This is a genomic window from Massilia orientalis (assembly GCF_030411975.2).
In the GTDB taxonomy this organism is placed as follows: domain Bacteria; phylum Pseudomonadota; class Gammaproteobacteria; order Burkholderiales; family Burkholderiaceae_D; genus Telluria; species Telluria orientalis.
Genome location: NZ_JASNRB020000014.1, coordinates 61,687 through 87,716, shown reverse-complemented (window position 1 = coordinate 87,716; position 26,030 = coordinate 61,687). Strand labels below are relative to the sequence as shown.

Annotated in this window: 22 protein-coding genes; 17 read left to right on the top strand and 5 right to left on the bottom strand. The window is 65.7% G+C overall.

Features of this window, described 5'->3' with window-relative positions; genetic code table 11:
- Positions 1-8: 8 nt before the first annotated feature.
- On the bottom strand, positions 9-437 hold the full coding sequence (gene fur / locus QPK29_RS21885) for a ferric iron uptake transcriptional regulator (RefSeq protein WP_036234473.1): 429 nt from the start codon (positions 435-437) through the stop codon (positions 9-11).
- An 81-nt stretch (positions 438-518) separates the two neighbouring features.
- Between fur and QPK29_RS21880 the strand changes: the two genes are divergently transcribed.
- The 13 genes from QPK29_RS21880 to QPK29_RS21820 all read left to right on the top strand — a co-directional run bounded on the left by QPK29_RS21880 (position 519) and on the right by QPK29_RS21820 (position 17,471).
- On the top strand, positions 519-1,136 hold the full coding sequence (locus tag QPK29_RS21880) for an outer membrane protein assembly factor BamE (RefSeq protein WP_082577466.1): 618 nt from the start codon (positions 519-521) through the stop codon (positions 1,134-1,136).
- Positions 1,136-1,945, top strand: a complete 810-nt coding sequence (dapB, locus tag QPK29_RS21875) for a 4-hydroxy-tetrahydrodipicolinate reductase (protein ID WP_056123985.1) — start codon at positions 1,136-1,138, stop codon at positions 1,943-1,945. The genes QPK29_RS21880 and dapB overlap by 1 nt, the downstream gene beginning before the upstream one ends.
- Positions 1,946-2,113: 168 nt before the next feature.
- Positions 2,114-2,440 carry a barstar family protein gene (locus QPK29_RS21870; protein WP_056123988.1) on the top strand — a complete coding sequence of 109 codons (327 nt, stop codon included), beginning with the start codon at positions 2,114-2,116 and terminating at the stop codon, positions 2,438-2,440.
- Between the two features lie 60 nt (positions 2,441-2,500).
- Positions 2,501-5,146: a leucine--tRNA ligase gene (gene leuS / locus QPK29_RS21865; protein WP_371771315.1), complete on the top strand. Its 2,646-nt coding sequence runs from the start codon at positions 2,501-2,503 to the stop codon at positions 5,144-5,146.
- A 3-nt stretch (positions 5,147-5,149) separates the two neighbouring features.
- Positions 5,150-5,671: an LPS-assembly lipoprotein LptE gene (locus tag QPK29_RS21860; RefSeq protein ID WP_056123993.1), complete on the top strand. Its 522-nt coding sequence runs from the start codon at positions 5,150-5,152 to the stop codon at positions 5,669-5,671.
- A 15-nt stretch (positions 5,672-5,686) separates the two neighbouring features.
- Positions 5,687-6,703 (top strand): DNA polymerase III subunit delta, encoded by a 1,017-nt coding sequence (gene holA, locus QPK29_RS21855; RefSeq protein WP_371771314.1) that lies wholly within the window; start codon positions 5,687-5,689, stop codon positions 6,701-6,703.
- A 22-nt stretch (positions 6,704-6,725) separates the two neighbouring features.
- Positions 6,726-7,991, top strand: coding sequence for a glutamate-5-semialdehyde dehydrogenase (locus QPK29_RS21850; protein WP_056124001.1), 1,266 nt, complete (start codon positions 6,726-6,728; stop codon positions 7,989-7,991).
- Between the two features lie 179 nt (positions 7,992-8,170).
- Complete coding sequence (locus QPK29_RS21845) at positions 8,171-8,584, top strand: CopD family protein (RefSeq protein WP_036234455.1); 414 nt, start codon at positions 8,171-8,173, stop codon at positions 8,582-8,584.
- A 139-nt stretch (positions 8,585-8,723) separates the two neighbouring features.
- Positions 8,724-9,935: a THUMP domain-containing class I SAM-dependent RNA methyltransferase gene (locus tag QPK29_RS21840; protein WP_371771313.1), complete on the top strand. Its 1,212-nt coding sequence runs from the start codon at positions 8,724-8,726 to the stop codon at positions 9,933-9,935.
- Positions 9,936-11,210, top strand: coding sequence for a multidrug effflux MFS transporter (locus tag QPK29_RS21835; protein WP_371771312.1), 1,275 nt, complete (start codon positions 9,936-9,938; stop codon positions 11,208-11,210).
- A 347-nt stretch (positions 11,211-11,557) separates the two neighbouring features.
- On the top strand, positions 11,558-13,669 hold the full coding sequence (locus QPK29_RS21830; protein WP_371771389.1) for an HDOD domain-containing protein: 2,112 nt from the start codon (positions 11,558-11,560) through the stop codon (positions 13,667-13,669).
- Between the two features lie 7 nt (positions 13,670-13,676).
- Positions 13,677-15,896: a putative bifunctional diguanylate cyclase/phosphodiesterase gene (locus QPK29_RS21825; protein ID WP_160410649.1), complete on the top strand. Its 2,220-nt coding sequence runs from the start codon at positions 13,677-13,679 to the stop codon at positions 15,894-15,896.
- A gap of 6 nt (positions 15,897-15,902) precedes the next feature.
- Entirely contained in the window at positions 15,903-17,471 is a 1,569-nt protein-coding gene (locus QPK29_RS21820) for a tetratricopeptide repeat protein (RefSeq protein WP_371771311.1), read from the top strand.
- 3 nt (positions 17,472-17,474) lie between these two features.
- Here QPK29_RS21820 and QPK29_RS21815 read toward each other — a convergent pair whose 3' ends face one another.
- From QPK29_RS21815 to QPK29_RS21805, 3 genes are all read right to left on the bottom strand, one after another.
- Positions 17,475-18,461, bottom strand: coding sequence for a bestrophin family protein (locus tag QPK29_RS21815; RefSeq protein WP_371771310.1), 987 nt, complete (start codon positions 18,459-18,461; stop codon positions 17,475-17,477).
- A gap of 10 nt (positions 18,462-18,471) precedes the next feature.
- Positions 18,472-19,080 (bottom strand): glutathione S-transferase family protein, encoded by a 609-nt coding sequence (locus QPK29_RS21810; protein ID WP_371771309.1) that lies wholly within the window; start codon positions 19,078-19,080, stop codon positions 18,472-18,474.
- A gap of 90 nt (positions 19,081-19,170) precedes the next feature.
- A complete protein-coding gene (locus QPK29_RS21805) occupies positions 19,171-20,007 on the bottom strand; it encodes an alpha/beta fold hydrolase (RefSeq protein ID WP_371771308.1) in 837 nt (278 codons plus the stop codon).
- A 168-nt stretch (positions 20,008-20,175) separates the two neighbouring features.
- Here QPK29_RS21805 and QPK29_RS21800 point away from each other — a divergent pair, with 168 nt between their 5' ends.
- From QPK29_RS21800 to QPK29_RS21785, 4 genes are all read left to right on the top strand, one after another.
- Positions 20,176-21,405, top strand: coding sequence for a putative DNA modification/repair radical SAM protein (locus QPK29_RS21800; RefSeq protein ID WP_056124023.1), 1,230 nt, complete (start codon positions 20,176-20,178; stop codon positions 21,403-21,405).
- The gene (locus QPK29_RS21795) at positions 21,381-22,919 is read left to right on the top strand and encodes a UdgX family uracil-DNA binding protein (protein WP_371771307.1); all 1,539 of its coding nucleotides are present in this window, start codon (positions 21,381-21,383) and stop codon (positions 22,917-22,919) included. The genes QPK29_RS21800 and QPK29_RS21795 overlap by 25 nt, the downstream gene beginning before the upstream one ends.
- Positions 22,920-23,034: 115 nt before the next feature.
- Positions 23,035-24,054 (top strand): TraB/GumN family protein, encoded by a 1,020-nt coding sequence (locus QPK29_RS21790; protein ID WP_371771306.1) that lies wholly within the window; start codon positions 23,035-23,037, stop codon positions 24,052-24,054.
- 10 nt (positions 24,055-24,064) lie between these two features.
- Positions 24,065-25,069: a TraB/GumN family protein gene (locus QPK29_RS21785; protein WP_160410647.1), complete on the top strand. Its 1,005-nt coding sequence runs from the start codon at positions 24,065-24,067 to the stop codon at positions 25,067-25,069.
- Here QPK29_RS21785 and epsC read toward each other — a convergent pair whose 3' ends face one another.
- A complete protein-coding gene (epsC, locus tag QPK29_RS21780) occupies positions 25,070-26,002 on the bottom strand; it encodes a serine O-acetyltransferase EpsC (protein WP_371771305.1) in 933 nt (310 codons plus the stop codon).
- Between the last annotated feature and the right edge of the window lie 28 nt (positions 26,003-26,030).

Sequence of the window (26,030 nt, the reverse complement as noted above, 5' to 3'; positions counted from 1 at the left end):
GCAGGCGGTCAGTGCCGGTGCGGGCAATCCGTCTTCTGGCAGTGGCCGTAGATGGCCAGGGCGTGCTCGGCGATCTTGAAGCCGCGTTCGCTGGCGATCTTCTGCTGGCGGCTTTCGATCTCGTCGTCGTAGAACTCTTCCACGTGGCCGCAGTCGAGACACACGAGGTGGTCGTGGTGCGAGCCGGCGTTCAGCTCATAGATCGCCTTGCCGGTTTCAAAGTGATTGCGGTTCAGGAGGCCGGCCTGTTCGAACTGGGTCAGCACCCGGTAGACGGTCGCCAGGCCAACGTCCATGTTTTCGTTCAGCAGGGTCTTGTAGACGTCTTCCGCCGTCAGGTGCCGCACCGCGCTGTTCTGGAAAATTTCCAGGATTTTTAGCCGAGGCAAGGTCGCTTTCAGGCCGCTGGCTTTCAGGTCGGTTGGATTGTTGCTCATGTTTTGTTACTCGGATATGGGCGGAGTGCTTTATGATATAGCGTTTTACAAGCTCCCGCCTCATCGATTTTAAGGTCAGATATGCGCACTAAAGCCGTTTTCCATCGTTCCCACGCACGGGCAGCGCTCGTGGCCGGCCTCGCCTGCATGACGCTGGCGCTGTCCGGCTGCGCGGCCTGGCGTAACCAGACCAAGCCGGCGGCGCCGGTGAGCACCGCCCCCGACGCGGTCGCCGCCGATGCCGGCAAATCGGCGGCAATCGCGAATTCGGGCGCGCAGACGACGACCGTCACCAAGCTGCAGAAATTCCTGTGGATTTTCTCGCCGTACCGGCCGGACATCCAGCAGGGCAATTTCGTGTCGCAGGAAATGCTGAACCAGCTGAAGGTCGGCCAGACCCGCGACCAGGTGAGATTCATCCTCGGCAGCCCGCTGCTGCAGGACGCCTTCCACAAGGACCGCTGGGATTACCCGTTCTACCTTGCGCGCGGTAACGGCGAGCTGACCACCAGCCGCGTCACCGTCTATTTCAAGGACGACAAGGTCGACCACTTCGACGGCGGCAACCTGCCGACGGAACGCGAATACATCAATCGCCTGATCGGCATCTCGAAATACGAAACCAAGACCGAGCAGGAGTCGCTGGACGAGCTCAAGCGCAAGCGCGACGAGGCTGCGAAAGGCGGCGGAGGACAATAATGACCCAACTGAAAATCGCCGTTGCCGGCGCCAGCGGCCGCATGGGCCGCATGCTGATCGAAGCCATCGCCGCCGCGCCGGACGCCGTCCTCGCCGGCGCCCTCGACCGCGAAGGCAACCCGTTCATCAATTCGGACGCCGGCGCGTTTTCCGGCCAGCTGACCGGCGTCGTGATCCAGTCCGACCTGGCCAAGGGCCTGGCGGACGCCGACTTCCTGATCGATTTCACGCGCCCGGAAGGCACGCTGCAGCACCTGGAATACTGCGCCGCGCACGGCATCAAGATGATCATCGGCACCACCGGTTTCGATGACGCCGGCAAGGCCGCCATCCGCGCCGCCGCCGAGAAGACCGCGATCGTCTTCGCCCCGAACATGAGCATCGGCGTGAACGTCACGCTGAAGCTGCTGGAAATGGCTGCCAAGAATTTCTCCGAGGGCTATGACATCGAGATCATCGAGGCCCACCACCGCCACAAGGTCGACGCCCCGTCCGGCACCGCGCTCAAGATGGGCGAAGTGATCGCCGACGCGCTGGGCCGCGACCTGAAGGAATGTGCCGTCTACGGCCGCGAAGGCGTGACGGGCGAGCGCGACCCGTCGACGATCGGCTTCGCCACCGTGCGCGGCGGCGACATCGTGGGCGACCACACCGTCCTGTTCGCCGGCATCGGCGAGCGCATCGAGATCAGCCACAAGTCGAGCAGCCGCGTCAGCTACGCCCAGGGCTCCCTGCGCGCCGCGCGGTATATTGCCGACAAGGCAACTGGGCTGTACGACATGCAGGACGTGCTGGGTCTCAAGGCCTGATCCGAACTGGACGGCCTGGCTGGCGATCTGCTGGCATACTGGCTACCAACCCGTCATCGTATAACTACCGTCATTCCCGCGCAGGCGGGAATCCATGCTGAAGTGACCCAGGTCAGCTCAGCATGGGTTCCCGCTTCCGCGGGAACGACGCGAATGAAGGAGATTTCCATGGCCACCGTCGAGCTCAACGGCGCCGCGATCACCGATGCGGAAAGCTTCCACGTCGAGAGCCAGCGTGCGTTCGGCTTCCCCGATTCGTACGCGCACACGATGGATTCCTGGGTCGATTGCCTGAGCTACCTGCGCGACGAGGACGGCATGAGCAGCGTCCGCCTGAAGAAGGACGAGGTGCTGCACATCGTCGTGACGCACTCGGAGGCCCTGCGCGAACGGGCGCCGGACGTGCTGGAAGAGATGGCCTTTTGCATCATCGGCATCAACGAGCGCTACGAGGACTACGGCGAGAAGGCGGCGCTTGAGCTCGAACTGCGGTAGGTCGCTTGTCATGTGACACGATATAATGTTCTGCTCACCTCCTTCAGTCCGCAGAACATCATGCAAGAAAAATATAGTCCAGCCGAAGTCGAACAGGCCGCGCAGGCCTACTGGAAGTCGATCGACGCGTATAAAGCCGTCGAGAACGACCCGCGTTTCCCGAAAGGCAAGTATTACGCCTGCTCGATGCTGCCCTATCCGTCGGGCAAGCTGCACATGGGTCACGTGCGCAACTATACGATCAATGACGTGATGTACCGCTACCTGCGGATGAACGGCTACAACGTGCTGATGCCGATGGGCTGGGACGCCTTCGGCATGCCCGCCGAGAACGCGGCGATGGCGAACAACGTGCCGCCGGCCCAGTGGACCTATTCGAACATCGCCCACATGCGCGGCCAGATGGAGTCGATGGGTCTCGCGATCGACTGGTCGCGCGAAATGACCGCGTGCAAGCCGGACTACTACAAGTGGAACCAGTGGATGTTCCTGAAGATGCTCGAGAAGGGCATCATCTACCAGAAGACCGGCACCGTGAACTGGGATCCGGTCGACCAGACCGTGCTCGCGAACGAGCAGGTCATCGACGGCAAGGGCTGGCGCTCGGGCGCGGTCGTCGAAAAGCGCGAGATCCCGATGTACTACGTGCGCATCACGGACTACGCCGACGAACTGCTGGACCACGTCGAGAACAAGCTGCCGGGCTGGCCGGAACGCGTGCGCATCATGCAGGCCAACTGGATCGGCAAGTCGACCGGCGTGCGCTTCGCGTTCCCGCACGTGATCATGGACGAGCAGGGTGAGCTCATCAACGAGGGCAAGCTGTACGTCTTCACGACGCGTGCCGACACGATCATGGGCGTGACCTTCTGCGCCGTCGCGCCGGAACACGCACTGGCCCAGCACGCGGCCAAGGACAATCCGGAACTGCAGGCATTCATCGCCGAGTGCAAGCAGGGTTCCGTCATCGAAGCCGACATGGCGACGATGGAAAAGAAGGGCATGCCGACTGGCCTGTTCGTCACGCACCCGATCTCCGGCGAGCAGGTGCCGGTCTGGGTCGGCAACTACGTGCTGATCACGTACGGCGACGGCGCCGTGATGGGCGTGCCGGCCCACGACGAGCGCGACTTCGGCTTCGCGAAAAAATACGACCTGCCGATCAAGCAGGTGGTGGCGGTCGAAGGCGAGACGTTCTCGCTGGACGGCTGGCAGGATTGGTACGGCGATAAAGAAAAGGGCGTCGTCATCAATTCGGGCAAGTACGACGGCCTGGATTACACGTCGGCCGTCAACGCCGTCGCGGGCGATCTCGCGAACCTGGATCTGGGCGACAAGAAGGTCACGTTCCGCCTGCGCGACTGGGGCATCTCGCGCCAGCGCTACTGGGGCACGCCGATCCCGATGATCCACTGCGAGAAGTGCGGCACGGTGCCGGTCCCCGAGAAGGACCTGCCGGTCGTGCTGCCGGAAGACTGCGTCCCGGACGGTTCCGGCAACCCGCTGAAGAAACACGAGGCGTTCCTCAAGGTCGACTGCCCGTGCTGCGGCGCGCCGGCACGCCGCGAGACGGACACGATGGACACGTTCATCGACTCGTCGTGGTACTACATGCGCTATACGTCGCCGGGCTCGAACGACGCGATGGTCGACCCGGCCCGCAACGATTACTGGATGCCGATGGACCAGTACATCGGCGGCATCGAACACGCCGTGCTGCACCTGCTGTACGCGCGCTTCTGGACGAAGGTCATGCGCGACTTCGGCCTCGTGAAATTCGACGAGCCGTTCGTCAACCTGCTCACCCAGGGCATGGTGCTGAACGAGACCTATTATCGCGAAGACGCGTCCGGCAAGAAGACGTGGTACAACCCGGCCGACGTCAGCCTCACGTTCGACGACCGCGGCCGTCCGCAATCGGCGGTGCTGAAGGACGACGGCCAGCCGGTCGTCATCGGCGGTACCGAGAAGATGTCGAAGTCGAAGAACAACGGCATCGACCCGCAGGCGCAGATCGAGCAGTACGGCGCCGACACGGCCCGCCTGTTCACGATGTTCGCCGCGCCGCCGGAGCAGACGCTCGAGTGGTCGGAGTCGGGCGTTGAAGGCGCGAGCCGCTTCCTGCGCCGCGTCTGGGCGTTCGGTCATGCGAAGCAGCAGAGCGTGGCCGCCGCACTGGCCGCCCAGCAGCAAGGCACGCTCGATGAAGACCAGAAGACGTTGCGCCGCGAAGTGCACAAGGTGCTGCAGCAGGCCGACTACGACTTCAAGCGCATCCAGTACAACACGGTCGTCTCGGCGTGCATGAAGATGCTCAATACGCTGGAGTCGGCCAAGCTGGCCGAGGGTGCTGCGAGCGACGCCGTGATCACGGAAGGCCTGTCGATCTTCCTGCGCATGCTGAACCCGGTCGCGCCGCACATCACGCACGCGCTGTGGCAGGAACTCGGCTACGCCGGCAAGTACGGCGACATCCTGAACGTGGCCTGGCCGGAAGTGGATCCGGCCGCGCTGGAGCAGGCCGAGATCGAGCTGATGATCCAGGTGAACGGCAAGCTGCGCGGATCGGTGAAGGTGCCGAAGGAGGCCGACAAGGCCGCCATCGAAGCCGCCGCGCTGGCGTCGGAAGCCGCGCAGAAGTTCGTCGAAGGCACGCCGAAGAAGGTCATCGTCGTCCCCGGCAAACTGATCAACATCGTGGTGTAAGCCATGCGCGCCCTGACCCGGAAGTTGGCGGTGCGCGCGGCCGCGGCCCTGCTGGTGGCATCCGCCATCGCAGGCTGCGGCTTCCAGTTGCGCGGTTCGAACGGCAGCTACACGATGCCGTTCCACAGCATCTATCTCGGCTTCCCGGACACGTCCGCGCTGGGCACGGAGCTCAAGCGCAACCTGCGCGCGACGGACCAGGTGGTCATCGCCGACAAGGCGGCGGATGCCGAGGCGCAGTTCGTGCTGCTGGGCGAGTCGCGCAACAAGTCCATCCTGTCGCTGAACAGCCTGGGCCGCGTGCGCGAATACCTGCTGACGTACACGATGTCGTTCACCGTGCGCGACGCGAAGGGCGCGGAACTGGTGCCGCCCACGCAGATCTCGCTGCGCCGGAACATGGCGTTCGACGAGACCCAGGTGCTGGCCAAGGAATCGGAAGAAGCGCTGCTGTACCGCGACATGCAGGCGGACCTCGTGCAGCAGATCATCCGCCGCCTCGCGTCGATCAAACCAGCGACTTGATTAAAAAGGACCACCATGCAGTTGCGGCCTGAGGCGCTCGACGGGCACCTCGCCAAGGGGCTCGCGCCCCTGTACGTGATCACCAGCGACGAGCACCTGCTCGCGCTGGAGGCGGCGGACAAGATCCGCCGTGCCGCGCGCGCGCAAGGGTATTCCGAGCGCGACGTGCTCACGGTCGAGCGCAACTTCAAATGGGGCGAGCTGCTGGCCGCCAACCAGGCCATGTCGCTGTTCGGCGACAAGAAGCTGATCGAGCTGCGCATCCCCGGCGGCAAGCCCGGCAAGGACGGCAGCGCGGCCCTGCAGAACTATGCGAAAGACCTGAATCCCGACAACCTCACCCTGGTCACCCTGCCGAAGCTGGACTGGCAGACGGCCAAGGCGTCGTGGGTGGCGGCGCTGCAGCAGGCGGCGGTCTACGTCGAGATCCCGAACGTGGAACGCGCGCAGCTGCCGGGCTGGATCGGCACACGCCTGGCCGCGCAGAACCAGAGCGCGGACCGCCAGAGCCTGGACTTCATCGCCGACCGCGTCGAGGGCAATTTGCTGGCGGCGCACCAGGAAATCCAGAAGCTCGGCCTGCTGTACGAACCGGGCAAGCTGACGTACGAGCAGGTGCATGACGCCGTCCTGAACGTGGCGCGCTACGACGTCTTCAAACTGTCGGAAGCGATGCTGGCCGGCGACCCGGCGCGCCTCGTGCGCATGCTGGAAGGCCTGAAAGGCGAGGGCGAGGCGCTGCCGCTGGTGTTGTGGGCCGTCTCCGAAGAAATCCGTACGCTGCTAAAATTAAAGGCAGGGATGGCGCAGGGACGCCCGCTGGGCGCCCTGCTGAAGGAATACCGCATCTGGGGCCCGCGCGAGCGCATGATGGAACCGGCGCTGCGCCGGATCTCCCTGCCGACGCTGGAAGCGGCGCTGCAGCAGGCGGCGCAGGTCGACAGGATGGTCAAGGGCCTGCGCGCGAAGCAGTTCGCGGGCGATGCGTGGGATGCGATGCTGCAGCTGGCGTTGAAAGTCGCGTCGACATAACGAAATCACAGGAAGAAGCACGATGGATATCACCGAGACCATGCACACAATGGGCCGCCAGGCACGCGCGGCGTCGCGCGGCATGGCGCGCGCGGACAGCGCCACCCGCAACCAGGCCTTGCTGCTGATCGCCGCCGCCATCGAGCGCGACGCCGACCAGCTGCGTGCCGCCAACGCGCGCGACATGGAAGCGGCGGCGGCCGCCGGCCTGGAACCGGCGCTGCTCGACCGCCTCGCGCTGTCCGACAAGGCCATCGCCACGATGGTCGACGGCCTGCGCCAGATCGTCGCGCTGCCCGACCCGATCGGCGAGATCACCGACCTGAAATTCCGCCCGACGGGCATCCAGGTGGGCCGCATGCGCGTGCCGCTGGGCTCAATCGGCATCATCTACGAAGCGCGTCCGAACGTGACGGTCGACGCGGCCGGCCTGTGCATCAAGAGCGGCAACGCCGCCATCCTGCGCGGCGGCTCGGAAGCCATCCACTGCAACCGCGCGCTCGCGGCCCTCGTCGCCGAAGGCCTGCGCGGCGCCGGCCTGCCGGAACACGGCGTGCAGGTCGTCGAGACGACGGACCGCGCCGCCGTCGGCGCCCTCATCACGATGCCGGAATTCGTGGACGTGATCGTCCCGCGCGGCGGCAAGGGCCTCATCGCGCGGCTGATGAAGGAATCCACCGTCCCGATGATCAAGCACCTGGACGGCATCTGCCACGTCTACATCGACGCCAAGGCGGACATCGCCAAGGCGCTGCCGATCGCGATGAACGCGAAGACGCACCGCTACGGCACGTGCAACACGATGGAGACGCTGCTCGTCGCCCGCGCGATCGCCCCGGCCGTGCTGCCGCAACTGGCCGAGCTGTACGCCACCAAGGAAGTGGAGTTGCGCGCGGATCCGGAAGCGCTGGCGATCCTGCAGGGCTATCCGCATCTGACGCCCGCGACGGAAGAGGACTGGAGCACGGAATACCTGGCGCCGATCCTCGCCGTGAAGATCGTGGACGGCATCGACGCGGCCATCGAGCATATCAACACGTATTCCTCGAAGCACACGGACGCCATCGTCACCGAGGATTACACGGACGCGATGCGCTTCCTGCGCGAAGTCGATTCGGCCTCCGTGATGATCAACGCGTCGACGCGCTTTGCGGACGGCTTCGAATACGGCCTGGGCGCGGAGATCGGCATCTCGAACGACAAGCTGCATGCGCGCGGCCCCGTTGGGCTGGAAGGCCTCACGTCGCTGAAATACGTGGTATTCGGCCACGGCGAAGTGCGCAAATAAATTCGGGGTCAGAGCACATTTGAGGACAATTGTTCCTACGTGCCTCTACTAGCTGCAGACTGCATCCGCGAGGCGGGAAGCGGGACTTCGTAGATCTCTTGGCGCCCGTAGATTCTTAAGAGCCATTGCGCAAAAAAGTGCTCTGACCCCGAATTGGAGCTCTTGAATAAAGGAATTGCATGTACCTCTGGATCAAAGCGCTGCACATCGTCTTCGTCGCCTCGTGGTTCGCCGGCCTGTTCTACCTGCCGCGCATCTACGTGAACCTGGCCCAGGAAAGCAATCCGGCCGTCGTCGAGCGCCTGCTCGGCATGGGGCGCCGCCTGTACCGGTTCACGACGATCCTGATGGTGCCGGCGCTGTTGCTGGGCCTGTGGTTGTGGCTGGGCTTCGGCATCAAGGGCGGCTGGCTGCATGCAAAACTGGCGCTCGTGATCCTCGTGATCGGCTACCATCATGCGTGTGGTTCGCTGCTGAAAAAATTCGAACGCGGCGTCAATACGCGCAGCCACAAGTGGTTCCGCGTGTTCAACGAAGTGCCGGTTTTACTGTTGCTGGCAATCGTGATCCTGGTCGTCGTCAAACCGTTCTGACCTGAAGATGCAACCAGATTGATTGGCGGCCGGGCCTACATCCCCGGCCGCTTCGTTTTAGTCAGTCGGGGTCAGAGCCCACCCGTGAAAACCGGGCTCTGACCCCGAATGTTTTTCAACTACGGATAAAGGGTACCCCATGACTTCCTATTTTTGCCCCTGCCCGCGCGGCATGGAACAGGCGCTCGCCGACGAGCTGGCCGAGATCGCACAGACCACCGGCAGCACGTCGCTGAAGGTGCACAACCAGGTGCCGGGCGGCGTCCACTGCTCGGGCACGGACACGGACGCGTACCGCATCAACCTGCATTCGCGCATCGCGTCGCGCGTGCTGCTGCGCATCGCCAACCGCACGTACGCCAACGAGAACGACATCTACGACCTCGTGCTGGAACAGCCGTGGGAAGACTGGTTCAGCGTCGACCACACGATCCGCGTCGACATCACCGCGATCAAGTCGCCGCTGACGAGCCTCGAGTTCACGACCTTGAAGATCAAGGACGCCGTCTGCGACCGTTTCCGCGACCAGTTCGGCCGCCGCCCGTCCGTCGACACGCGCACGCCGGACATGCGCATCATGGGCTTTCTCGACCAGCGCAACTTCACGATCTACCTCGACACGTCCGGCGAAGCGCTGTTCAAGCGCGGCTGGCGCGAGGAGACGGGCGACGCGCCGCTGCGCGAAAACCTGGCCGCCGGCCTGCTGCGCGTGGCCGGATGGAAGCCGGGCATGACGCTGTTCGATCCGATGTGCGGCTCGGGCACGATCCTGATCGAGGCCGCGCAGATGGTGCAGGGCATCCCGCCCGGCGCGCGCCGCCGCTTCGCGTTCGAGAAATTCAGGAACTTCAATGCCAAGGCCTGGCAGGAGATGAAGACGGCGATCAAGCCGAATCCGCTGCCGGCCGAACCGACGATCTTCGGCTCCGACATCTCCGGCGACATGGTCGCGATGACGCGCCATAACCTGCGCTCGGCCGGCATCCTGTTCGAGGTGCCGCTGAAGCAGATCGAGGCGCAGCAGGTGCAGCCGCCCACCAGCCAGCCTGGCCTGCTGGTGACGAATCCCCCGTACGGCGAGCGGATCGGCGTGCGCGGCGACTCGACCATCCCGCAGGACGAGATGGCCGTCGGCTTCTACCAGCAGCTCTCCGCCACCCTGAAGCAGCGCTTCGCCGGCTGGACGGTGTACCTGTTCACGGCCGACCTGGGCCTGCCGAAGATGCTGCGCCTGAAGGAATCGCGCAAGACCCCGTTCTTCAACGGCGCCCTCGAATGCCGTTTGTTCCGCTTCGACATGGTCGCCGGCTTCAACCGCCGCGACGCAGCCAAACCCAAAGACGACCAATAAATGCTACCCGAACCCGAACCGGACAATCTACCGAAAGATCCCGTTACTCCGATCCCGCTGCCGGCGCCGCACAAGATCGCGATGCTGTCGGCGGGCGGCCTCGCCACCCTGCTGGCCGCGCTGTCGATGCTCGGCCCGTTCTCCGTCGACGCCTACCTGCCCGCGTTCCCCGCGATCCAGGCATCGCTGCACGCGACCGGGCTGGAAGTGCAGCAGACGCTGACGGCGTACATGCTGGCCTTCGCCGCGATGTCGCTGTGGCATGGCGCGCTGTCGGACGCGTTCGGGCGGCGCAACGTGGTCCTCGTCGGATTGATCGTGTTCGCGGTCGGGACGCTCGGCTGCGCGTCCGCGCATTCCGTGCACTACCTGTGGATCTTCCGGATCATGCAGGGCGTATCGGCCGGTGCCGGCGTCGTCGTGGGCCGGGCGATCATCCGCGACCTGTATTCGGACGCGCCGGCCGCGCGGCTGCTGTCGATGGTGACGATGATCTTCTCGATCGCGCCGGCCATCGCGCCCGTGCTGGGCGGCTGGGTCGTGTCCGCGTTCGACTGGCGGTCGATCTTCCTCGGCCTGCTCGCGTTTTCCGTCGTGCTGTGGTGGGTGTGCTGGCAGCACCTGCCCGAGACGATGCCGGTGGACCGCCGCCAGCCCTTCAACCCGCGCTTCCTCGCGCGCAGCTACTGGGACATCTTCAGCTCCGTGCTGTTCCAGATGAAGTCCGGGATCGTCGCGTTCAACTTCGGCGGCATGTTCCTGTTCATCGCGGGCGCGCCGGTGCTGCTGCCCGTGCACCTGCACCTCGGGCCGTCGGATTTCGCGTGGCTGTTCGTGCCGGCCGTGAGCGGCATCTTCCTGGGCGCGCTGGTCGCCAACCGGCTCGCGGGCAAGATGACGTTCTCGCGCCAGATCGCGATCGGCTATGCGTTGATGCTGGCGGCCGTCACCGGCTCCGTCGCCTACCACGCCGTGCTGCCGCCGGCGCTGCCGTGGACCGTGCTGCCGATGTTCTTCTATAACTTCGGCAGCTCGATCATCAACCCCAGCGCCACCTTGCTCGCGCTCGACCTGTTCCCGCACATCCGCGGCACGGTGGCGTCGTGCCAGTCGTTCGTGACCACGTTGATGGGCGCGCTGGTGGCCGGCATCATCGCGCCGGCGCTGACCCATTCCGTGCTGGCGATGGCGCTCGGCCAGGCCGCGTTCGCGCTGGCGTCGCTGGCATGCTGGATGACGTCGCGCCAATACCGCCGGTACAAGGCTCTCGCTTAAAAAGTAGTTACGGTAATGATAGTGAACGTAAATAAATGCTAAATTTCGGGAACTTTTCTGTGCATTGTCAATACATTTCAGTTGAAATTTGATTCTAAAACGCGTCAATTTTCTTGGAAAGTATTGTTCCTGGTCAGAAATGTATATATGCTAAGATAAGTTTTTCATGCTTGGAATAATGATGTGAGCATTGCTCTATTCCAGGGACCGCAAGAACGAACACTGTGGCAGCCCCCGCAGGGGAGAGCGGCCATCACCCAAAAACCAAGTTGGCGGCCGTGCTTGAATCCATACATCAACCTGACCAGGACATCCGCAATCGCCTGCTGATCGCGCGCTTGCCGGCCATGCCCCAGATCCTCATCAAGCTGCTTGCACACCTGCAGGCGGACGATCTGGGCATGCCCGAACTGGCCGCGCTGGTTGCGAAGGATGCCGGCATGACGGGCAAGATCCTCACCGTCGCCAACAGCTCCGCGTACCACCGCAACAGCCGCCAGCCGAACCTCGAGCAGGCGATGGTGGCGCTGGGCACGGACATGATCAAGACCCTGGTCATCAGCGACTCCGTCTTCCAGACCTTCAACAGCTTCCCGAATTCCAGCGCCACCGACCTGCGCGCGTTCTGGAAGAACTCGTTGACGGCCGCCGTGCTGGCGCGCGAGACCGCGCGCCGCATGAACTACGCGCAGCCGGAAGAAGCGTATCTCGCCGGCCTGCTGCACAATGTCGGCCGCCTGGCGCTGCTCGCGACGGCACCGAAGGAATACGCCTTCAACTTCACGGCGCGCGACGACGAAGACTTGTGCGCCGTCGAACAGCGCACCCTGCAGATCACGCATGCGGAAGCGGGCGCCTGGCTGATCGAACGCTGGCAGCTCGATTCCTTCCTCGCCGATTCCGTGCTGTACCACCATGAGCCGAGCGAGCGCCTGGAAGCGGCGCATCCCTTGATCCGCATCGTGCGCGTGGCCCACGTGCTGGCCTGCCACGCGCACGACGATGCCCTCGTGGACGAGGCGCGCGCGCTGTGCGGCCTCGGTCCGGAAGCGCCGGACGAATTGCTGGGCCTCGCCGCGCGCCAGGTCGAAAAGGCCGCGATCCACCTCGGCATCGATCTCGCCGGCGCCGACGACCTGCCCGTGCCGGCCGCGTTCGCGCCGCCGCCGCCCGTCGATCCCGTGCAGCAGCGCCTGTCCGAGGAAGTGCGCAACCTCGTGCTCGTGTCCGAAGTGGGCCAGACGTTCGCGCGCCAGCAAGGTGAATCGGGCCTGCTGGAAGCGATGACGCGCTCGGCGCGCATCCTGTTCGATTTCGAGAACGCCGTCGTGCTGCTGGAGAACCCGACCGGCCAGGCCCTCATCGGCGCGCCGACCGCGAACCAGCAGCGCATTGCCGAATTCACGGTACCGCTGGCGAAGGGCGGCGCCGTCGCGCAGGCCGCGCTGGACCGCCGCCTCGGCTTCATCCGCCGCGACGGCCGTCCGCTCGGCCTCGCGGAAGAACAGCTGCTGCGCATGCTCGGCACGGAATCGCTCGTGTGCCTGCCGCTCGTCGCGGGCGCGCGCTGCCTCGGCGTGATGATCGGCGGCGTCGCGACGTGGCAGCTGCCGACGTGCCAGAAGCGCGAACGCTTCCTGCAGGCGTTCGGCGCGCAGGCCGCGGGCGCGCTGGAGACGGCGATGTCGGAACGCGGCCACGCGCGCCGCCAGCTCGCCCACGTGGCCGAGGAATACCGCGAAGCGTCGCGGCGCGTGGTGCACGAAGTGAACAACCCGCTGGCTATCATCAAGAACTACCTGTCGGTCCTGGACAGCAAGCTGGAACGCCAGGAACCCGTCAGCGCCGAGCTGTCGATCCTGAACGAGGAGATCGACCGCGTGGGTCAGCTGGTGGGCAGCCTGACGGAGATCCAGCCCGGCGTGGCGACGTCGAAGGCGGACAGCGCACCGGCGACCGACGTGGCCCGCGTCGTGGACGACGTGTTGCGCCTGTTCCGCACGACGAATTTCATTCCGGCGAACGTGGAGATCGTCGTGAGCATGTCGGACGCCGAGAGCCGCATCGAAGGCGATCCGGACATCCTCAAGCAGATCCTCGTGAACCTCGTCAAGAACGCGATCGAGGCGCTGTCCGGCAGCGGCGGCCGCATCGAGATCGCCAACCGCGGCCACGTGAACCGCGAGCGCAGGCTGTACCTGGAACTGGTCGTCTCCGACACCGGCCCGGGCCTGTCGCGCGAGGTGCTGGCCAATCTGTTCTCGGCCGTGAAGAGCACCAAGGAGGGACCGCACCACGGTCTCGGCCTGTCGATCGTGCACAGCCTGGTCAAGAAGCTGAACGGGCATATCGCCTGCCGCAGCGGAACGACCGGCACCAGTTTTGAAATCCTGCTGCCGGCGCATGCCGGCGCCGGCGCCCCGGCCACATTGCCGGTGCGCGCGCTTGGATCCGTATAAGGTAACAATGAATCCATTCTCCGCCAGCGCCACGTCGTCCAGCCCCCACGACACGCAATCCTCGCTCGGCATCGACCAGCCCCGACTCCTGCTCGTCGACGATGAACCGCGCCTGCTCACCTCCCTGTACGAACTGCTGCAGGGCCGCGGCTACCAGCTCGTCACAGCCGCCACCGGAGGAGAAGCCCTCGCGCACCTGGCGCGCCTGCGCTTCGATCTCGTGCTGCTCGACCTGCGCCTGCCCGACATCGGCGGCCACGAGATCATGGACTTCATCAACGAGAAGGGCATCGACGCCGACGTGATCGTGATGAGCGGCGAGGTCGGCATCGACGCCGCCATCGGCGCGCTGAAACGCAACGCCTACGATTACCTGCGCAAGCCGTACAGCCGCGAGGAACTGCTCAAGACCGTCGCGAACGCACTGAAGCAGCGCCGCCTGCAGGAAGCCAATGCGCGCATCGCGAACCAGCTGGAAAACTCGGAGAAGATGTACCGCTACCTGGTGGATTCGTCGCCGGACATCATCTACACGCTGAACCACGAAGGCAAGTTCACCTTCATCAACGACCGCGCCTACCAGCTGCTCGGCTACAAGCGCGAAGAACTCATCGGCCAGCATTACTCGATCCTCGTGCACGACGAAGACCTGGAGCGCGCGCGCTACGTCTTCAACGAGCGCCGCGTCGACGAGCGGGCCTCGCGCAATGTCGAACTGCGCCTGAAATGCCACGCGGGCGCCAACCAGGAACGCACCTTCAACAACACGCTGATGACGATCTCGCTGAACGCCATCGGCATGCACGTGCCCGACCAGGAAGTCAAAAGGCTCGAGTTCTACGGCACCTACGGCGTCGCGCGCGACATCACGGACCGCAAGCGCGCCGAGGAAGTCATCTCGTACCAGGCCTACCACGACATCCTGACCGACCTGCCGAACCGCATCCTGTTCAAGGACCGCCTCGGCCTCGCCGTCATCCAGGCCAAGCGAAAACAGACGGAACTGGCCGTGATGTTCATCGACCTGGACCGCTTCAAACTCGTCAACGACACGCTCGGCCACGTCAAGGGCGACGAACTGCTGCAGCAGGCCGCGGGCCGCCTGAAGGAATGCCTGAGGAAAGGCGACACGCTGGCGCGCCAGGGCGGCGACGAATTCACCATCGTGCTGCCGGAACTGCGCGACCGCGACGACGCGCGCATGGTGGCCGACAAATTCCTCGAAGTGCTGCAGGAGCCGTTCGACCTGGACGGCCACGCCGTGCACATCTCGGCGTCGATCGGCATCGCGGTCTATCCGGCGCACGGCGAATCGATCGACGAGCTGCTGCGCCACGCCGACATCGCCATGTACCAGATCAAGGGACAGGGCAAGAATGGCCACGCGTTCTACGACCCGGCGATGCAGGACGTGTCGCACCAGAAGATCGCGCTGGAACAGAGCCTGCGCCGCGCGCTCGAGCACAACGAGCTGGAGATGTACTACCAGCCGCAGATCGACGCCATCAGCGGCCGCATCGTCGGCGCCGAGGCGCTGATGCGCTGGAACCATCCCACGCGCGGCATCGTGTCGCCGGGCGAATTCCTGCCGTTCGCCGAAGAGAACGGCCTGATGCTGCCGATCTCGGACTGGATGATCGGCGCGCTGTGCCGCGACATGCTGCAGTGGAAGAACATCGGCAACCAGGTGCGGCTGTCGCTGAACCTGTCGCCGCAATACCTCGACCGGGGCGACTTCTTCGAAAAGATGCGCGGCGCGCTCCTGCGTTACGGGATCGCGCCGGGCCAGATCGAAGTCGAAATCACCGAGAACATCTGCATCCGCAACCCGCAGCACGCGATTGAGCAGCTCAACAAACTCGGCCAGCTGGGCGTGTCCGTCGCGATCGACGACTTCGGCACCGGCTATTCGTCGCTGGCCTACCTGCACCGCTTCCCGGTCCACACGATCAAGATCGACCAGTCGTTCGTCAAGGAGATCCACGACGAGCACGGGCACTATCCGGTCGTGCTGGCGATCATCTCGATCGCGCGCGGCCTGGGCCTGAACCTGATCGCGGAAGGCGTCGAGACGGACTCGCAGGCCCGCTACCTGCGCGCGAATGGCTGCCTGACGATGCAGGGCTATTTGTACCACCGCCCCATGCCGCTCGGCCGCTTCATCGACGTGCTGCGTGGGCAGACACTGCCGGCGGGCGTCTTGAACGTGCTCGCCTTCCAGGCCTGATGCGCCATGCCACTCAGCGAGATGGACGCCCGTCACACGGCTGAATTTTTGCGGGTAAAAGCGCTCGCCGAGCGCGGCGTCGCCACGGCCCAGCACAGCCTCGGCTTCATGTACGTGAACGGCCAGGGCGTGCCGCGCAACGACGAGCTGGCCGTCGCGTGGTACCGCATGGCCGCCAGCAGCGGCCTCGAACAGGCGCAGTACAACCTCGGCGTGATGTACCAGAAGGGGCAGGGCGTGGCGCAGGACCTGGGCCAGGCGCTGCACTGGTACCGGCAAGCCGCGGAACAGGGCTACGTCCAGGCCCAGTACAACCTGGGCTGGCTGTACGCGAAAGGCCAGGGCACGCCGGCCGACGTGCACGAGGCGCTGCACTGGTTTAACAAGGCCGCCGCACAGGGCGACCCCGGCGCCCAGCACAATCTCGGCATGATGTACGAGGGCGGCAAGGGTGTCGCGCAGGACGTCGCGCAGGCCGTCGAGTGGTATCGCAAGGCGGCCGACCAGAATTATGCGCGCTCCCAGTTCAACCTCGCGCTGCGTTACGACAGCGGCCAGGGCATCGCGCGCGACGCGCAGCAGGCCATCCACTGGTTCCGCAAGGCCGCGGAGCAGGGCTATGCGCCGGCCCAGTTCAACCTGGGCCTCCGCTACGACAAGGGCCAGGACCTGCCGCAGGACAGCGAAAAGGCGATCCTGTGGTACGGCCGCGCGGGCGAGCAGGGCCACGCCAGCTCGCAGTTCAACCTCGCGCTGATCCACGATGCCGGCCACGGCGTCGCGCGCGATCCGCAGCTGGCGCTCGCGTGGTTCCGGCGCGCGGCCGAGCAGGGGCATGCGGGCGCGCAGGACAACCTTGGGCTTCGGTACGAACATGGCCAGGGCGTCGAGCAGGACTATGCGCAGGCCGCGCACTGGTACGCCCTCGCGGCGGAGCAGGGCTTCGCCGGTGCGCAGTACCATCTGGGCCAACTGTATGACGCGGGCCATGGGGTCGCGCAGGATCCGTCGATCGCGCTGGACTGGTATCGCAAGGCCGCGGAACAGGGCCACCTGCGCGCGCAGTTCGATCTCGCGCTGCGTTTTGAAAGCGGCAACGGCGTCACGCAGGACGAGCGCGAAGCCGCGTACTGGTACCGCAAGGCGGCCGACCAGGACTACGCGCCCGCGCAGTACGCGCTGGGCCAACTCCTCGACCGCGACGACACCGGCACGGTCGACCCGCGCCAGGCGACGCTGTGGTACCGCAAGGCGGCCGAGCAGGGTCACGCGCTGGCGCAGTTCGCGCTGGGCCTGCGCCACGACAGCGGCCACGGCGCCGAACGCGATTACGAGGCGGCCCATTTCTGGTACCTGTGCGCCGCGCGCCAGGGCCATGCGCGGGCCCAGTTCAACCTCGGCGTGATGTATGCGGCGGGGCAGGGCGTGCCGCTCGATCTCGTCGAAGCCTATGCATGGCTGCACCGCGCGGGCGCCGCGGGCATCGCGCCGGCCGCGAACTACATCCGGCGCATCGCGGCGCGCATGGAGCCGGCGTTGCTGGCGCAGGCCAACGGCTATATCGGCGCGGCGTAGATCCTAGAGCACGATGTGCCCGGCCGGCGCCGCCGGTGGCGGGGCGTGGGGCAGGCGATGGAGCACGCTCAACTCGACTTCGATCGCCCGCGACAGGGACGTGATCGGCACATCGTTGGCGCTGCCTTCGAACGGATTCTCGGTGCTGGCGCCGACCTGGTCGAGTGCCAGGTACATCCATCCGATCAGCACGCTGAACGGGACGGCCAGCCACGCCATCTGCCCGTCCAGCCGCGCGAATTCCCGCACCATCCCCAGTGGCAGCAGCAGGGCGAACAGCCAGACGAACAGCGAATTGACGATCGCGTACTGGCGCGGATAAGGAAAGTTCTTGAGACGTTGCGCGCGCGCGTGCTGATCGATCAGGTCCTTCAGGGTCTTTTGCAGCTCGGCGTATTGCAGCATCTGCAGCGCCTGGTCGTGGAACAGGTCGCGGATGGCGCGGCTCTGCAGGGACATGAGCGCGGCGGGGACGTCGTCGACGGTCAGGAGGTGGGCGACGGTGTCCGGCGGCAGATGGCGGGCCAGCTCGGCCTCGAGCGGCACGCTGCGTTCCGCCACGTCGAACATGCGTTCCCGGTATTCGGCATTGGGCGCGGCCGCGGCGGCTTCCCACACGCGCGGTGCGCGCAACTGGTAGCGGACGGCCGTCAGCCAGGCCAGGTGGCGGGTCACCAGCGCGGGGATCGCGCGTTCGTCGGTCGGAAAGTCGCGGCAGATCAGGCCCCAGTGGCGGCTGGCTGCCGCGAGGGACGACCAGATCTGCTGGGCTTCGACCGTGCGGCCATAGCTTTGCGCATTCTTGAACCCGACGATGAACGACGCGGCGGTACCCAGCAGCGCGAGCACGGGCCACGGCAGGGAAAGCCAGTGCCAGCCGCCCAGCTGGTACAGCGCCACGGCCGTGCCGGCGCACGCGGCGAGCGGGTAGACGCGGCGCCGGGTCCAGTGCACGAACTCGAACAGCCCGTAGGACTTCCCGATGTGCATGGGCGTTCGGTCAGGCTTCCTCGGCGCGCAGCGCGTCGCGGACCGCCGGATCGCGCGACATCCGCTCGTGGAACGCGGCCAGCGCATGCAGGTCCGACATGTCGACGCCTTTCGCTTCTGCCCAGCGCAGCACGACGTAGAGGTAGGGATCGGCGATCGAACGTTGTCCCGTGAGCCAGTCGCGGTCCGCGAGCGCGCCGTCGAGGCGTTCGAGGTATGCCCGGACATGGCGGCGCGCGTTGGCCGCCAGCTGCTCGTCCAGGTCACGCCCGTCGAGGAAGCGTTCCGGCGCGAACAGGGGTTTGAATGCCTTGTGGACGTCCGAATTGAGGAACGCCAGCCAGCGCATCACCTCGGCCCGGCCGCGCGGACTGCCGTCGCCCGCCAGCTGGGCATGTGGATGGAGGTCGGCCAGGTAGCCGAGGATGGCGACGTTTTCCGTGAGGGCGAGGTCGCCGTGCACGAGCAGCGGCACGTTCCCGCCGGGGTTGAGCGCCAGGTAGGCCGGCGCCTTGATCGAGTCGAGCGTCATCGGCACGATCTCGTGCGGCACGCCGAGCCAGCCGAGAACGATCAGGTCGGCCAGCGAACAGGCGCCGCGCATGTGGTAGAGCTGCATGGTGTCTCCGGTGGTGTCGATAGCGGCGCCACTATCGCACGGGACCATGCCGCGCATTGGTGCATTTTCGGCACCGGATTGCGTCCTGCCTTACACTGCCGGATTGGCGGCGAGCCGTCCATCCTGGCGCAACGCCCGCGCGAGGAAGGTATCGATCGCGACCGAGCTGGCCGTCGGCGCGCTCAAATGCGGGCAGTGGCCCACGTTGTCGATGACCTGCAGCGTGCTGTGCGCCAGGTGCTCGTGCAGCCACTCGCCCACTTCGCGCGGCGCGATCAAATCGTCGCTGCATTGCAGGATCAGGGCCGGGACCGTGGAGCGTGCCACCTCGGTGCGGATGTCGGCCTGGAAGGTCACGCGCGCGAAATGCTTGGCGATGGCGGGATCGTTGCGGCAGAAGCTGCGCGTCAGTTCCGCGCCCAGTTCCGGACGATTGGGCGCGCCCATGATCGCGGGCGCCATCTTGCGCGACCAGTCGAGGAAGTTCGTCTCCATCGCCTGCAGCAGGCCGTCGATGTCCTCGCGGTTGAAGCCGCCGATGTAGTCACCGTCGTTGATGTAGCAGGGCGACGGTCCGACGAGGACCTGGGCCAGGAAGCGCTCCGGCGCCGCCACCGTCGCCAGCAGCCCGATCGACGCGCCGACCGAGTGCCCGACGACGATGGTCGGACCGGCCGCGCAGGCGTCGAGCACGTCCAGCAGGTCCGTCACGTGGCCCTGCAGGCTGGCGTACTTCGCGCGGTCGTAGGCTTCCCAGTCGGAGCGGCCGCTGCCCGTGAGGTCGTACAGCACGACGCGGAAGCGCTCCGCGAACGCCGGCGCCAGGAAGCGCCACATGGCCTGGTCGCAACCGAAACCGTGCACGAACACCATGGTGACCGGCCCCGAGCCCGTCACGTGAACGTTGTTGCGAAACTGTACAGACATGGTGAATCCTGGCCGAAGCATGTAACAATCCACTGATCTTACCACTGTGAAACCACCATCAGCGGTACTCACATTGATCTAGCGCAAACCGCACCACAGTGCGTTCGCGCACGGCACGGCAGGGACGATTCGCGATATACTGTTCATATATACAGTATTTATCGCCCGATGGAACTCAAAGACAAGCTCGAGATCCTGGCCGACGCGGCCAAGTACGATGCCTCCTGCGCCAGCAGCGGCGCGCCCAGGCGCGATTCCGTCGACAAGGACGGGCTGGGTGCGACGAACGGCATGGGCATCTGCCACAGCTATACGCCGGACGGACGCTGCGTGTCGCTGCTGAAGATCCTGCTGACGAACTTCTGCGTCTACGATTGCCAGTACTGCGTGAACCGGCGCACGTCGAACGTGCCGCGCGCCCGTTTTTCCGTCGACGAGGTCGTGAAGCTCACGCACGATTTTTATCTGCGCAACTACGTCGACGGCCTGTTCCTCAGCTCCGGCATCATCCAGTCGAGCGACTACACGATGGAGCAGCTGGTCGAGGTCGCGCGCCGCCTGCGCGAAGAGCACCAGTTCCGCGGCTACATCCATTTGAAAACGATCCCGGACGCCGACCCGCGCCTCATCGAACTGGCGGGCCGCTATGCCGACCGCCTGTCGGTGAACATCGAGCTGCCCACGCAGGACAGCGTGACGAAGCTCGCGCCGGAAAAAAGCGTCCACACGATCAAGCTGGCGATGGGTTCCATCCGCACGAAGCTGGACGAAAAGGACGACCACCCCAAGGCGCCCACGTTCGCGCCGGCGGGGCAGAGCACGCAGATGATCGTCGGCGCGGACGCCAGCGACGACCAGACGATCCTGAATACCGCGCAGACGCTGTACGGCAGTTATAAACTGAAACGCGTGTACTACTCGGCGTTCAGCCCGATCCCGCACAGCCCGTCCAGCGTGCCGTCCGCGCCGCCGCCGCTGCTGCGCGAACACCGTTTATACCAGGCCGACTTCCTGCTGCGCGGCTATGGTTTTACGGCGAAGGAGCTGATGCCCACGGCCGGGAACCTGGCGCTGGACATCGACCCGAAGCTGGGCTGGGCGCTCGCGAACCGCGACCACTTCCCGCTCGACCTGAACCGCGCGGACGAGACCATGATCGCGCGCGTGCCGGGCATCGGGCTGCGCACGGCCAAGCGCCTGATCGACCTGCGGCGGCTGCGGCGCATCCGCTGGGAAGACCTGTCGCGCCTGCGCTGCAGCCTGAAAAAGCTGGCGCCCTTCGTGATCACGGCGGACTACAAGCCGGCGCAGGGCACCGCGTCGTCCGACCTGCTGCGGCGTAACCTGGCCGACGCCCCCCAGCAGATGAATTTGTGGCCGGAACTGCGGGCGGCGTGATGGCGGCGGATGCGCTGGTCCGGACAGGGCAGCCGGTGCAGGTCGAGACGTTCGCCGAGTGGCGCGAGGCCGCGCGCGAGCTGCTCGTCCACGGCATCCCGCCCGACCAGGTGACGTGGGGCGTGCCGCATATGGGCGACCTGCTGGCGGGCAGCGACCTGTTCACGGGTGCGCCGGCCGCCGCCGAGGCACCGCATAATCCTTCCATACCGCCGCCGGACGAGCCAAAGAATGAGCCACTGAGGCCCGCGCCGCACATCCCGCGCTCGTTGATGGAGATGTTGCAGTCGGCCGCCTGCTGCCGCGTGCCGGACCGCTGGGCCTTCCTGTACCGCGTGATCTGGCGCTGGCAGCAGGGCGAGCACGACGTGCAGTCGCCGGCCGACGAGGACGGTGCCCGGCTGAATGCGATGGTGAAGGCGGTCCGCCGCGAGGAACACGACATGCATGCCTACATCCGCTTCCGCGAGCGCCCGGAAGAAGCCGGCCCGCCGCGCTTCGTCGCCTGGTACGAGCCGCGCCACGACGTGCTGCCCCAGGTGGCCGACCATTTTGTCTCGCGCATGGGCAAGGTCAGCTGGATGATCGCCACGCCCGAGGCGAGCGTCCTGTGGGACGGCCATACGCTGCACAATACCGGACCGTTGGTGCGCGATGCGGCCGACCTCGAAGACACCGGTGAAGCCCTGTGGCTGACGTACTACCGCAGCGTGTTCAATCCGGCCCGCCTGAACACGAACGTGATGCACCAGCATATCCAGTCGGACCGGTGGAAGAATTTGCCGGAGGCGAAGATCGTGCCGCACATGGTCAGCGAGGCGGCGCTGGGCGCGCGCAAGGTGGGGCAGTACGAGGCCGTCGGCCAGCGCAAGGGCACGACGATCCCGATCGCCCCCGAGGACGCGCAGCCGGAACGCCAGCAGCCGTCGAAACTGGACGAATGCCGGCGCTGCGAGCTGTGGCAGTTCGCGACGCAGGCCGTGGGCGGCGAGGGACCCAGGCGCGCGAAGATCATGTTCGTCGGCGAGCAGCCGGGCGACCAGGAAGACCTGGCGGGGCAGCCGTTCGTCGGCCCGGCCGGCAAGCTGCTGGACCGCGTGTGCGAGGCGGCCGGCGTCGACCGCGACACGATCTACGTCACCAACGCCGTCAAGCATTTCAAATGGGAGCCGCGCGGCAAGCGGCGCCTGCACAAGACGCCGGCCCAGCGCGAAATCGAGGCCTGCTACTACTGGCTCGACAAGGAACTGGCGAGCGTCAAGCCGACCGTCATCGTGGCCCTCGGCGCCACGGCGTTGAAGTCGGTGCTGCGCACGGCCAACGTCACGCTCAAGAATTCCCTCGGCAAACCGCTGCGCCACGAAGGGCACTGGGTCGTCACGACATACCACCCGTCGTATGTTCTGCGCGTGCCGGGCGAGGACGCGAAGCGCGAGGCCTTTAACACGATGGTCGAGGGCCTCAAGCTGGCGCACGAGCTCCTGGATCGCCCGGGCGACGTACCGGACGCGTGAACGTTGCTGTTGCGACATATGCATGTCAAAGTTGTAACACTTCGTTGCCTTGATAGGCTAAGCTCATCGGTGGCGCTAAGCTTTTGCGCACACAACAACAACGATGGGATGCCCGATGAGCAAACGGTATGCATGTGCGCTTTACCTGAGTTTCCTGACCCTGCCGGTCCTGGCCCAGACCACGCCCGAGCCTGAACCCGCGCCCGCCGCCGTCGAGGCCCTTGACACCGTCCCCGCGACCGTCGTGGTCGAAGGCCGCCGGCCCGGTCCCGGCGTCTGGAAAGTCTCGAAGGGCGACCACGTGATGTGGGTGTTCGGCGTGTATTCCCCGCTGCCGCAAAAGATGGAGTGGGATGCGGCGCGCGTGGAGCGTCTTGTCGGCAAGTCGCAGGAAGTGCTGACGCGGCCGGGGGCCCGCATGGAGGTCGGCTTCTTCCGGGGCCTGACGCTGCTGCCGACCGCGATCGGCATCGACAAGAATCCGGACGGCGCCACGCTGCACGACGTGCTCCCGGCGGACGTGTATGCGCGTTGGCAGGTATTGAAGGGCAAGTATATCGGCGATGACGACGGCATCGAGCGGCGCCGCCCGATCTTCGTCGCCGACACGCTGCTGAGCAAGGGCTTGTCGAAAAGCGGCCTGACCCAGAATACCGGCGTGGAAGAGCAGATCGAAAAGGCGGCCAAGCACAACAAGGTCAAGATCACGTCGACGACGCTCAGCATGGACGTCGACGATCCCCGTGCGCTGATGAAGGAATTCAAGAAGTCGCAGGTGGAAGACGTGGCGTGCTTCACCAAGACCCTGGAACGGCTGGAAGGCGATATCGACGCCATGCGCGTGCGCGCGAACGCCTGGGCCAATGGCAATATCGCCGAGATGTCGAGCCTCGATTATGCCGAGCGCGACAAGGCGTGCAACGACGCCATCTTCAACAGCCAGTTCGCCAAGAACGCTCCCGCATTCCAGCATCTTCCCGAGCGCATCCGTGCCAACTGGATGAAGGCGGCCGAGAAGGCATTGGCCGATAACACGGCGACATTTGCGCTCCTGCCGATGAAGAACGTCATCGGTCCGCAGAGCTACCTGGCCGACCTGCAGGCGCAAGGCTATACGGTCGAGAGCCCGAAATAAGGAACACGCCATGACGAAGACAATCAACGGGTATGTGTTCTCGTTGGCTCTGCTGGTCCCTCCGGCGTTCGCGCAGAGCGTGGGCCAGACCGCGCAACCCGCCGACGGCGTTCCCGCGACGGTCGTCATCGAAGGCCGCCGTCCCGGCCCCGGCGTGTGGAAGGTGTCGAAGGGAACGCACGTGATGTGGGTCTTCGGCACCTATTCTCCGCTGCCGCGGAAGATGGAATGGGATGCGTCGCGCGTCGAGCGCCTCGTGGCGAAGTCGCAGGAAGTCCTGATGCCGCCCGTCGCGAAAGCCCACATCGGTTTCTTCAGCGGATTGACGGCCTTGCCCAGCCTCATCGGCATCAAGCGCAATCCGGACGATGCGGTGCTGCATGACGTGGTCCCGGCCGACGTCTACGCGCACTGGACGGTGCTGAAGGCCAAGTACGTCGGCGAAGACGACGGCATCGAGCATTACCGGCCCGTCTTCGCGGGCGAGGAACTGCTGCTCGCCGGCCTCAAGAAAAGCGGCCTGAGCTATGGGAGCGAAGTGCTCGGCAAGATCGAGGACGTCGCGAAAAAGAACAAGGTCAAAATGACCGACTCGGGCTATGACGTGATGGTCGACGACCCGCGCAAGCTCGTGCGCGACTTCAAGAATTCGCAGGTGGACGACCTCGTCTGCTTCACGAAGACGCTCGACACCCTGGACACCGATCTCGAAACGATGCGCGTGCGCGCGAATGCCTGGGCCAACGGCGACATCGGCGAGATCCGCGGCCTGAACTTCGCGGAGCGGCGGGATGCATGCCTGGACGCCGTCATGAACAGCTCGATCGCGAAGGACGCCGCGGCCCTGCGCCAGGTGCGCCAGCGCCTGCGCACCTCCTGGCTGAAGGCGGCGGAGAATGCGCTGGCCAGTAACGCCATCACCTTCGCCGTGCTGGAGATCCAGGACATCCTCGGCCCGACGAGCTACCTGGCCGGCCTGCAGGCCAGGGGTTACGTCGTCGAAAGTCCGAGGTAACTAAGCCGACTCGCCCGATATGTCCGATGCGCCCAGGTCGTCCTCGCGCGATGCGGCCTGGGCCACGCGGGCACCCGCCGGCACGTCGTGCGTCAGCCAGACATTGCCCCCGATGACGGCGCCCTTGCCGATCGTGATGCGGCCCAGCACGGTGGCGCCCGCATAGATGACGACGTCGTCCTCGACGACGGGATGGCGCGGCAAGCCCTTCTGCAAGGTGCCGTCGACATTCGCGGGGAAGCGCTTCGCGCCCAGCGTGACGGCCTGGTACAGGCGCACGCGCTGGCCGATGACGGCCGTCTCGCCGATCACGACGCCCGTGCCATGGTCGATGAAGAAGCCGGCACCGATCGTCGCGCCCGGATGGATGTCGATGCCCGTTTCCGCATGCGCCTGCTCGGCGATGATGCGTGCGAGCAGCGGCAGGCCGAGCCCGTACAGACAATGCGCGAGGCGGTAATGGATCATCGCGTGGATGCCCGGATAGCACAGCAGCACTTCGTCGACGCTGCGTGCGGCCGGGTCGCCCTGGAAGGCGGCGATCACGTCGCTGTCGAGCAGGGTGCGGATGCCGGGCAGCGCGGCGCCGAACGCGCGGGTGGCCTCGAGCGCCTGCGGCTCGATGTCGGTATGGGTCAGGTGGCGCAGCGCGGCGCTGTAACGCAGCTCGATGCGGACCTGGCGCAGCAGCGCGTGCAGGGCGGTGTCGAGCGAGTGCGCGACGTGGAAATCCTCGCTTTCCTGGCGCAGGTCGGGCGGGCCCAGGCGCAGCGGAAACAGCACGCCTTTCAACTGCCCGACGATGGTCGCCAGCGCGTCGCGCGACGGAAACTCGATGCCGCGCACTTCGCCGGCCGGACGATGCGCCTGGCGCCATTGGCGGCGCGCCTCGTTCAGGTCGCGCACGATCGCGCCGATGTCGAAGTCGGCCATCAGTCGTGCTCCCGGAGGCGGTGTTGGT

Coding starts and splice junctions, on each gene's coding strand:
- fur (WP_036234473.1), bottom strand. CDS start 437: ATGAGCAACAATCCAACCGACCTGAAAGCCAGCGGCCTGAAAGCGACC.
- QPK29_RS21880 (WP_082577466.1), top strand. CDS start 519: ATGCGCACTAAAGCCGTTTTCCATCGTTCCCACGCACGGGCAGCGCTC.
- dapB (WP_056123985.1), top strand. CDS start 1,136: ATGACCCAACTGAAAATCGCCGTTGCCGGCGCCAGCGGCCGCATGGGC.
- QPK29_RS21870 (WP_056123988.1), top strand. CDS start 2,114: ATGGCCACCGTCGAGCTCAACGGCGCCGCGATCACCGATGCGGAAAGC.
- leuS (WP_371771315.1), top strand. CDS start 2,501: ATGCAAGAAAAATATAGTCCAGCCGAAGTCGAACAGGCCGCGCAGGCC.
- QPK29_RS21860 (WP_056123993.1), top strand. CDS start 5,150: ATGCGCGCCCTGACCCGGAAGTTGGCGGTGCGCGCGGCCGCGGCCCTG.
- holA (WP_371771314.1), top strand. CDS start 5,687: ATGCAGTTGCGGCCTGAGGCGCTCGACGGGCACCTCGCCAAGGGGCTC.
- QPK29_RS21850 (WP_056124001.1), top strand. CDS start 6,726: ATGGATATCACCGAGACCATGCACACAATGGGCCGCCAGGCACGCGCG.
- QPK29_RS21845 (WP_036234455.1), top strand. CDS start 8,171: ATGTACCTCTGGATCAAAGCGCTGCACATCGTCTTCGTCGCCTCGTGG.
- QPK29_RS21840 (WP_371771313.1), top strand. CDS start 8,724: ATGACTTCCTATTTTTGCCCCTGCCCGCGCGGCATGGAACAGGCGCTC.
- QPK29_RS21835 (WP_371771312.1), top strand. CDS start 9,936: ATGCTACCCGAACCCGAACCGGACAATCTACCGAAAGATCCCGTTACT.
- QPK29_RS21830 (WP_371771389.1), top strand. CDS start 11,558: ATGCCCCAGATCCTCATCAAGCTGCTTGCACACCTGCAGGCGGACGAT.
- QPK29_RS21825 (WP_160410649.1), top strand. CDS start 13,677: ATGAATCCATTCTCCGCCAGCGCCACGTCGTCCAGCCCCCACGACACG.
- QPK29_RS21820 (WP_371771311.1), top strand. CDS start 15,903: ATGCCACTCAGCGAGATGGACGCCCGTCACACGGCTGAATTTTTGCGG.
- QPK29_RS21815 (WP_371771310.1), bottom strand. CDS start 18,461: ATGCACATCGGGAAGTCCTACGGGCTGTTCGAGTTCGTGCACTGGACC.
- QPK29_RS21810 (WP_371771309.1), bottom strand. CDS start 19,080: ATGCAGCTCTACCACATGCGCGGCGCCTGTTCGCTGGCCGACCTGATC.
- QPK29_RS21805 (WP_371771308.1), bottom strand. CDS start 20,007: ATGTCTGTACAGTTTCGCAACAACGTTCACGTGACGGGCTCGGGGCCG.
- QPK29_RS21800 (WP_056124023.1), top strand. CDS start 20,176: ATGGAACTCAAAGACAAGCTCGAGATCCTGGCCGACGCGGCCAAGTAC.
- QPK29_RS21790 (WP_371771306.1), top strand. CDS start 23,035: ATGAGCAAACGGTATGCATGTGCGCTTTACCTGAGTTTCCTGACCCTG.
- QPK29_RS21785 (WP_160410647.1), top strand. CDS start 24,065: ATGACGAAGACAATCAACGGGTATGTGTTCTCGTTGGCTCTGCTGGTC.
- epsC (WP_371771305.1), bottom strand. CDS start 26,002: ATGGCCGACTTCGACATCGGCGCGATCGTGCGCGACCTGAACGAGGCG.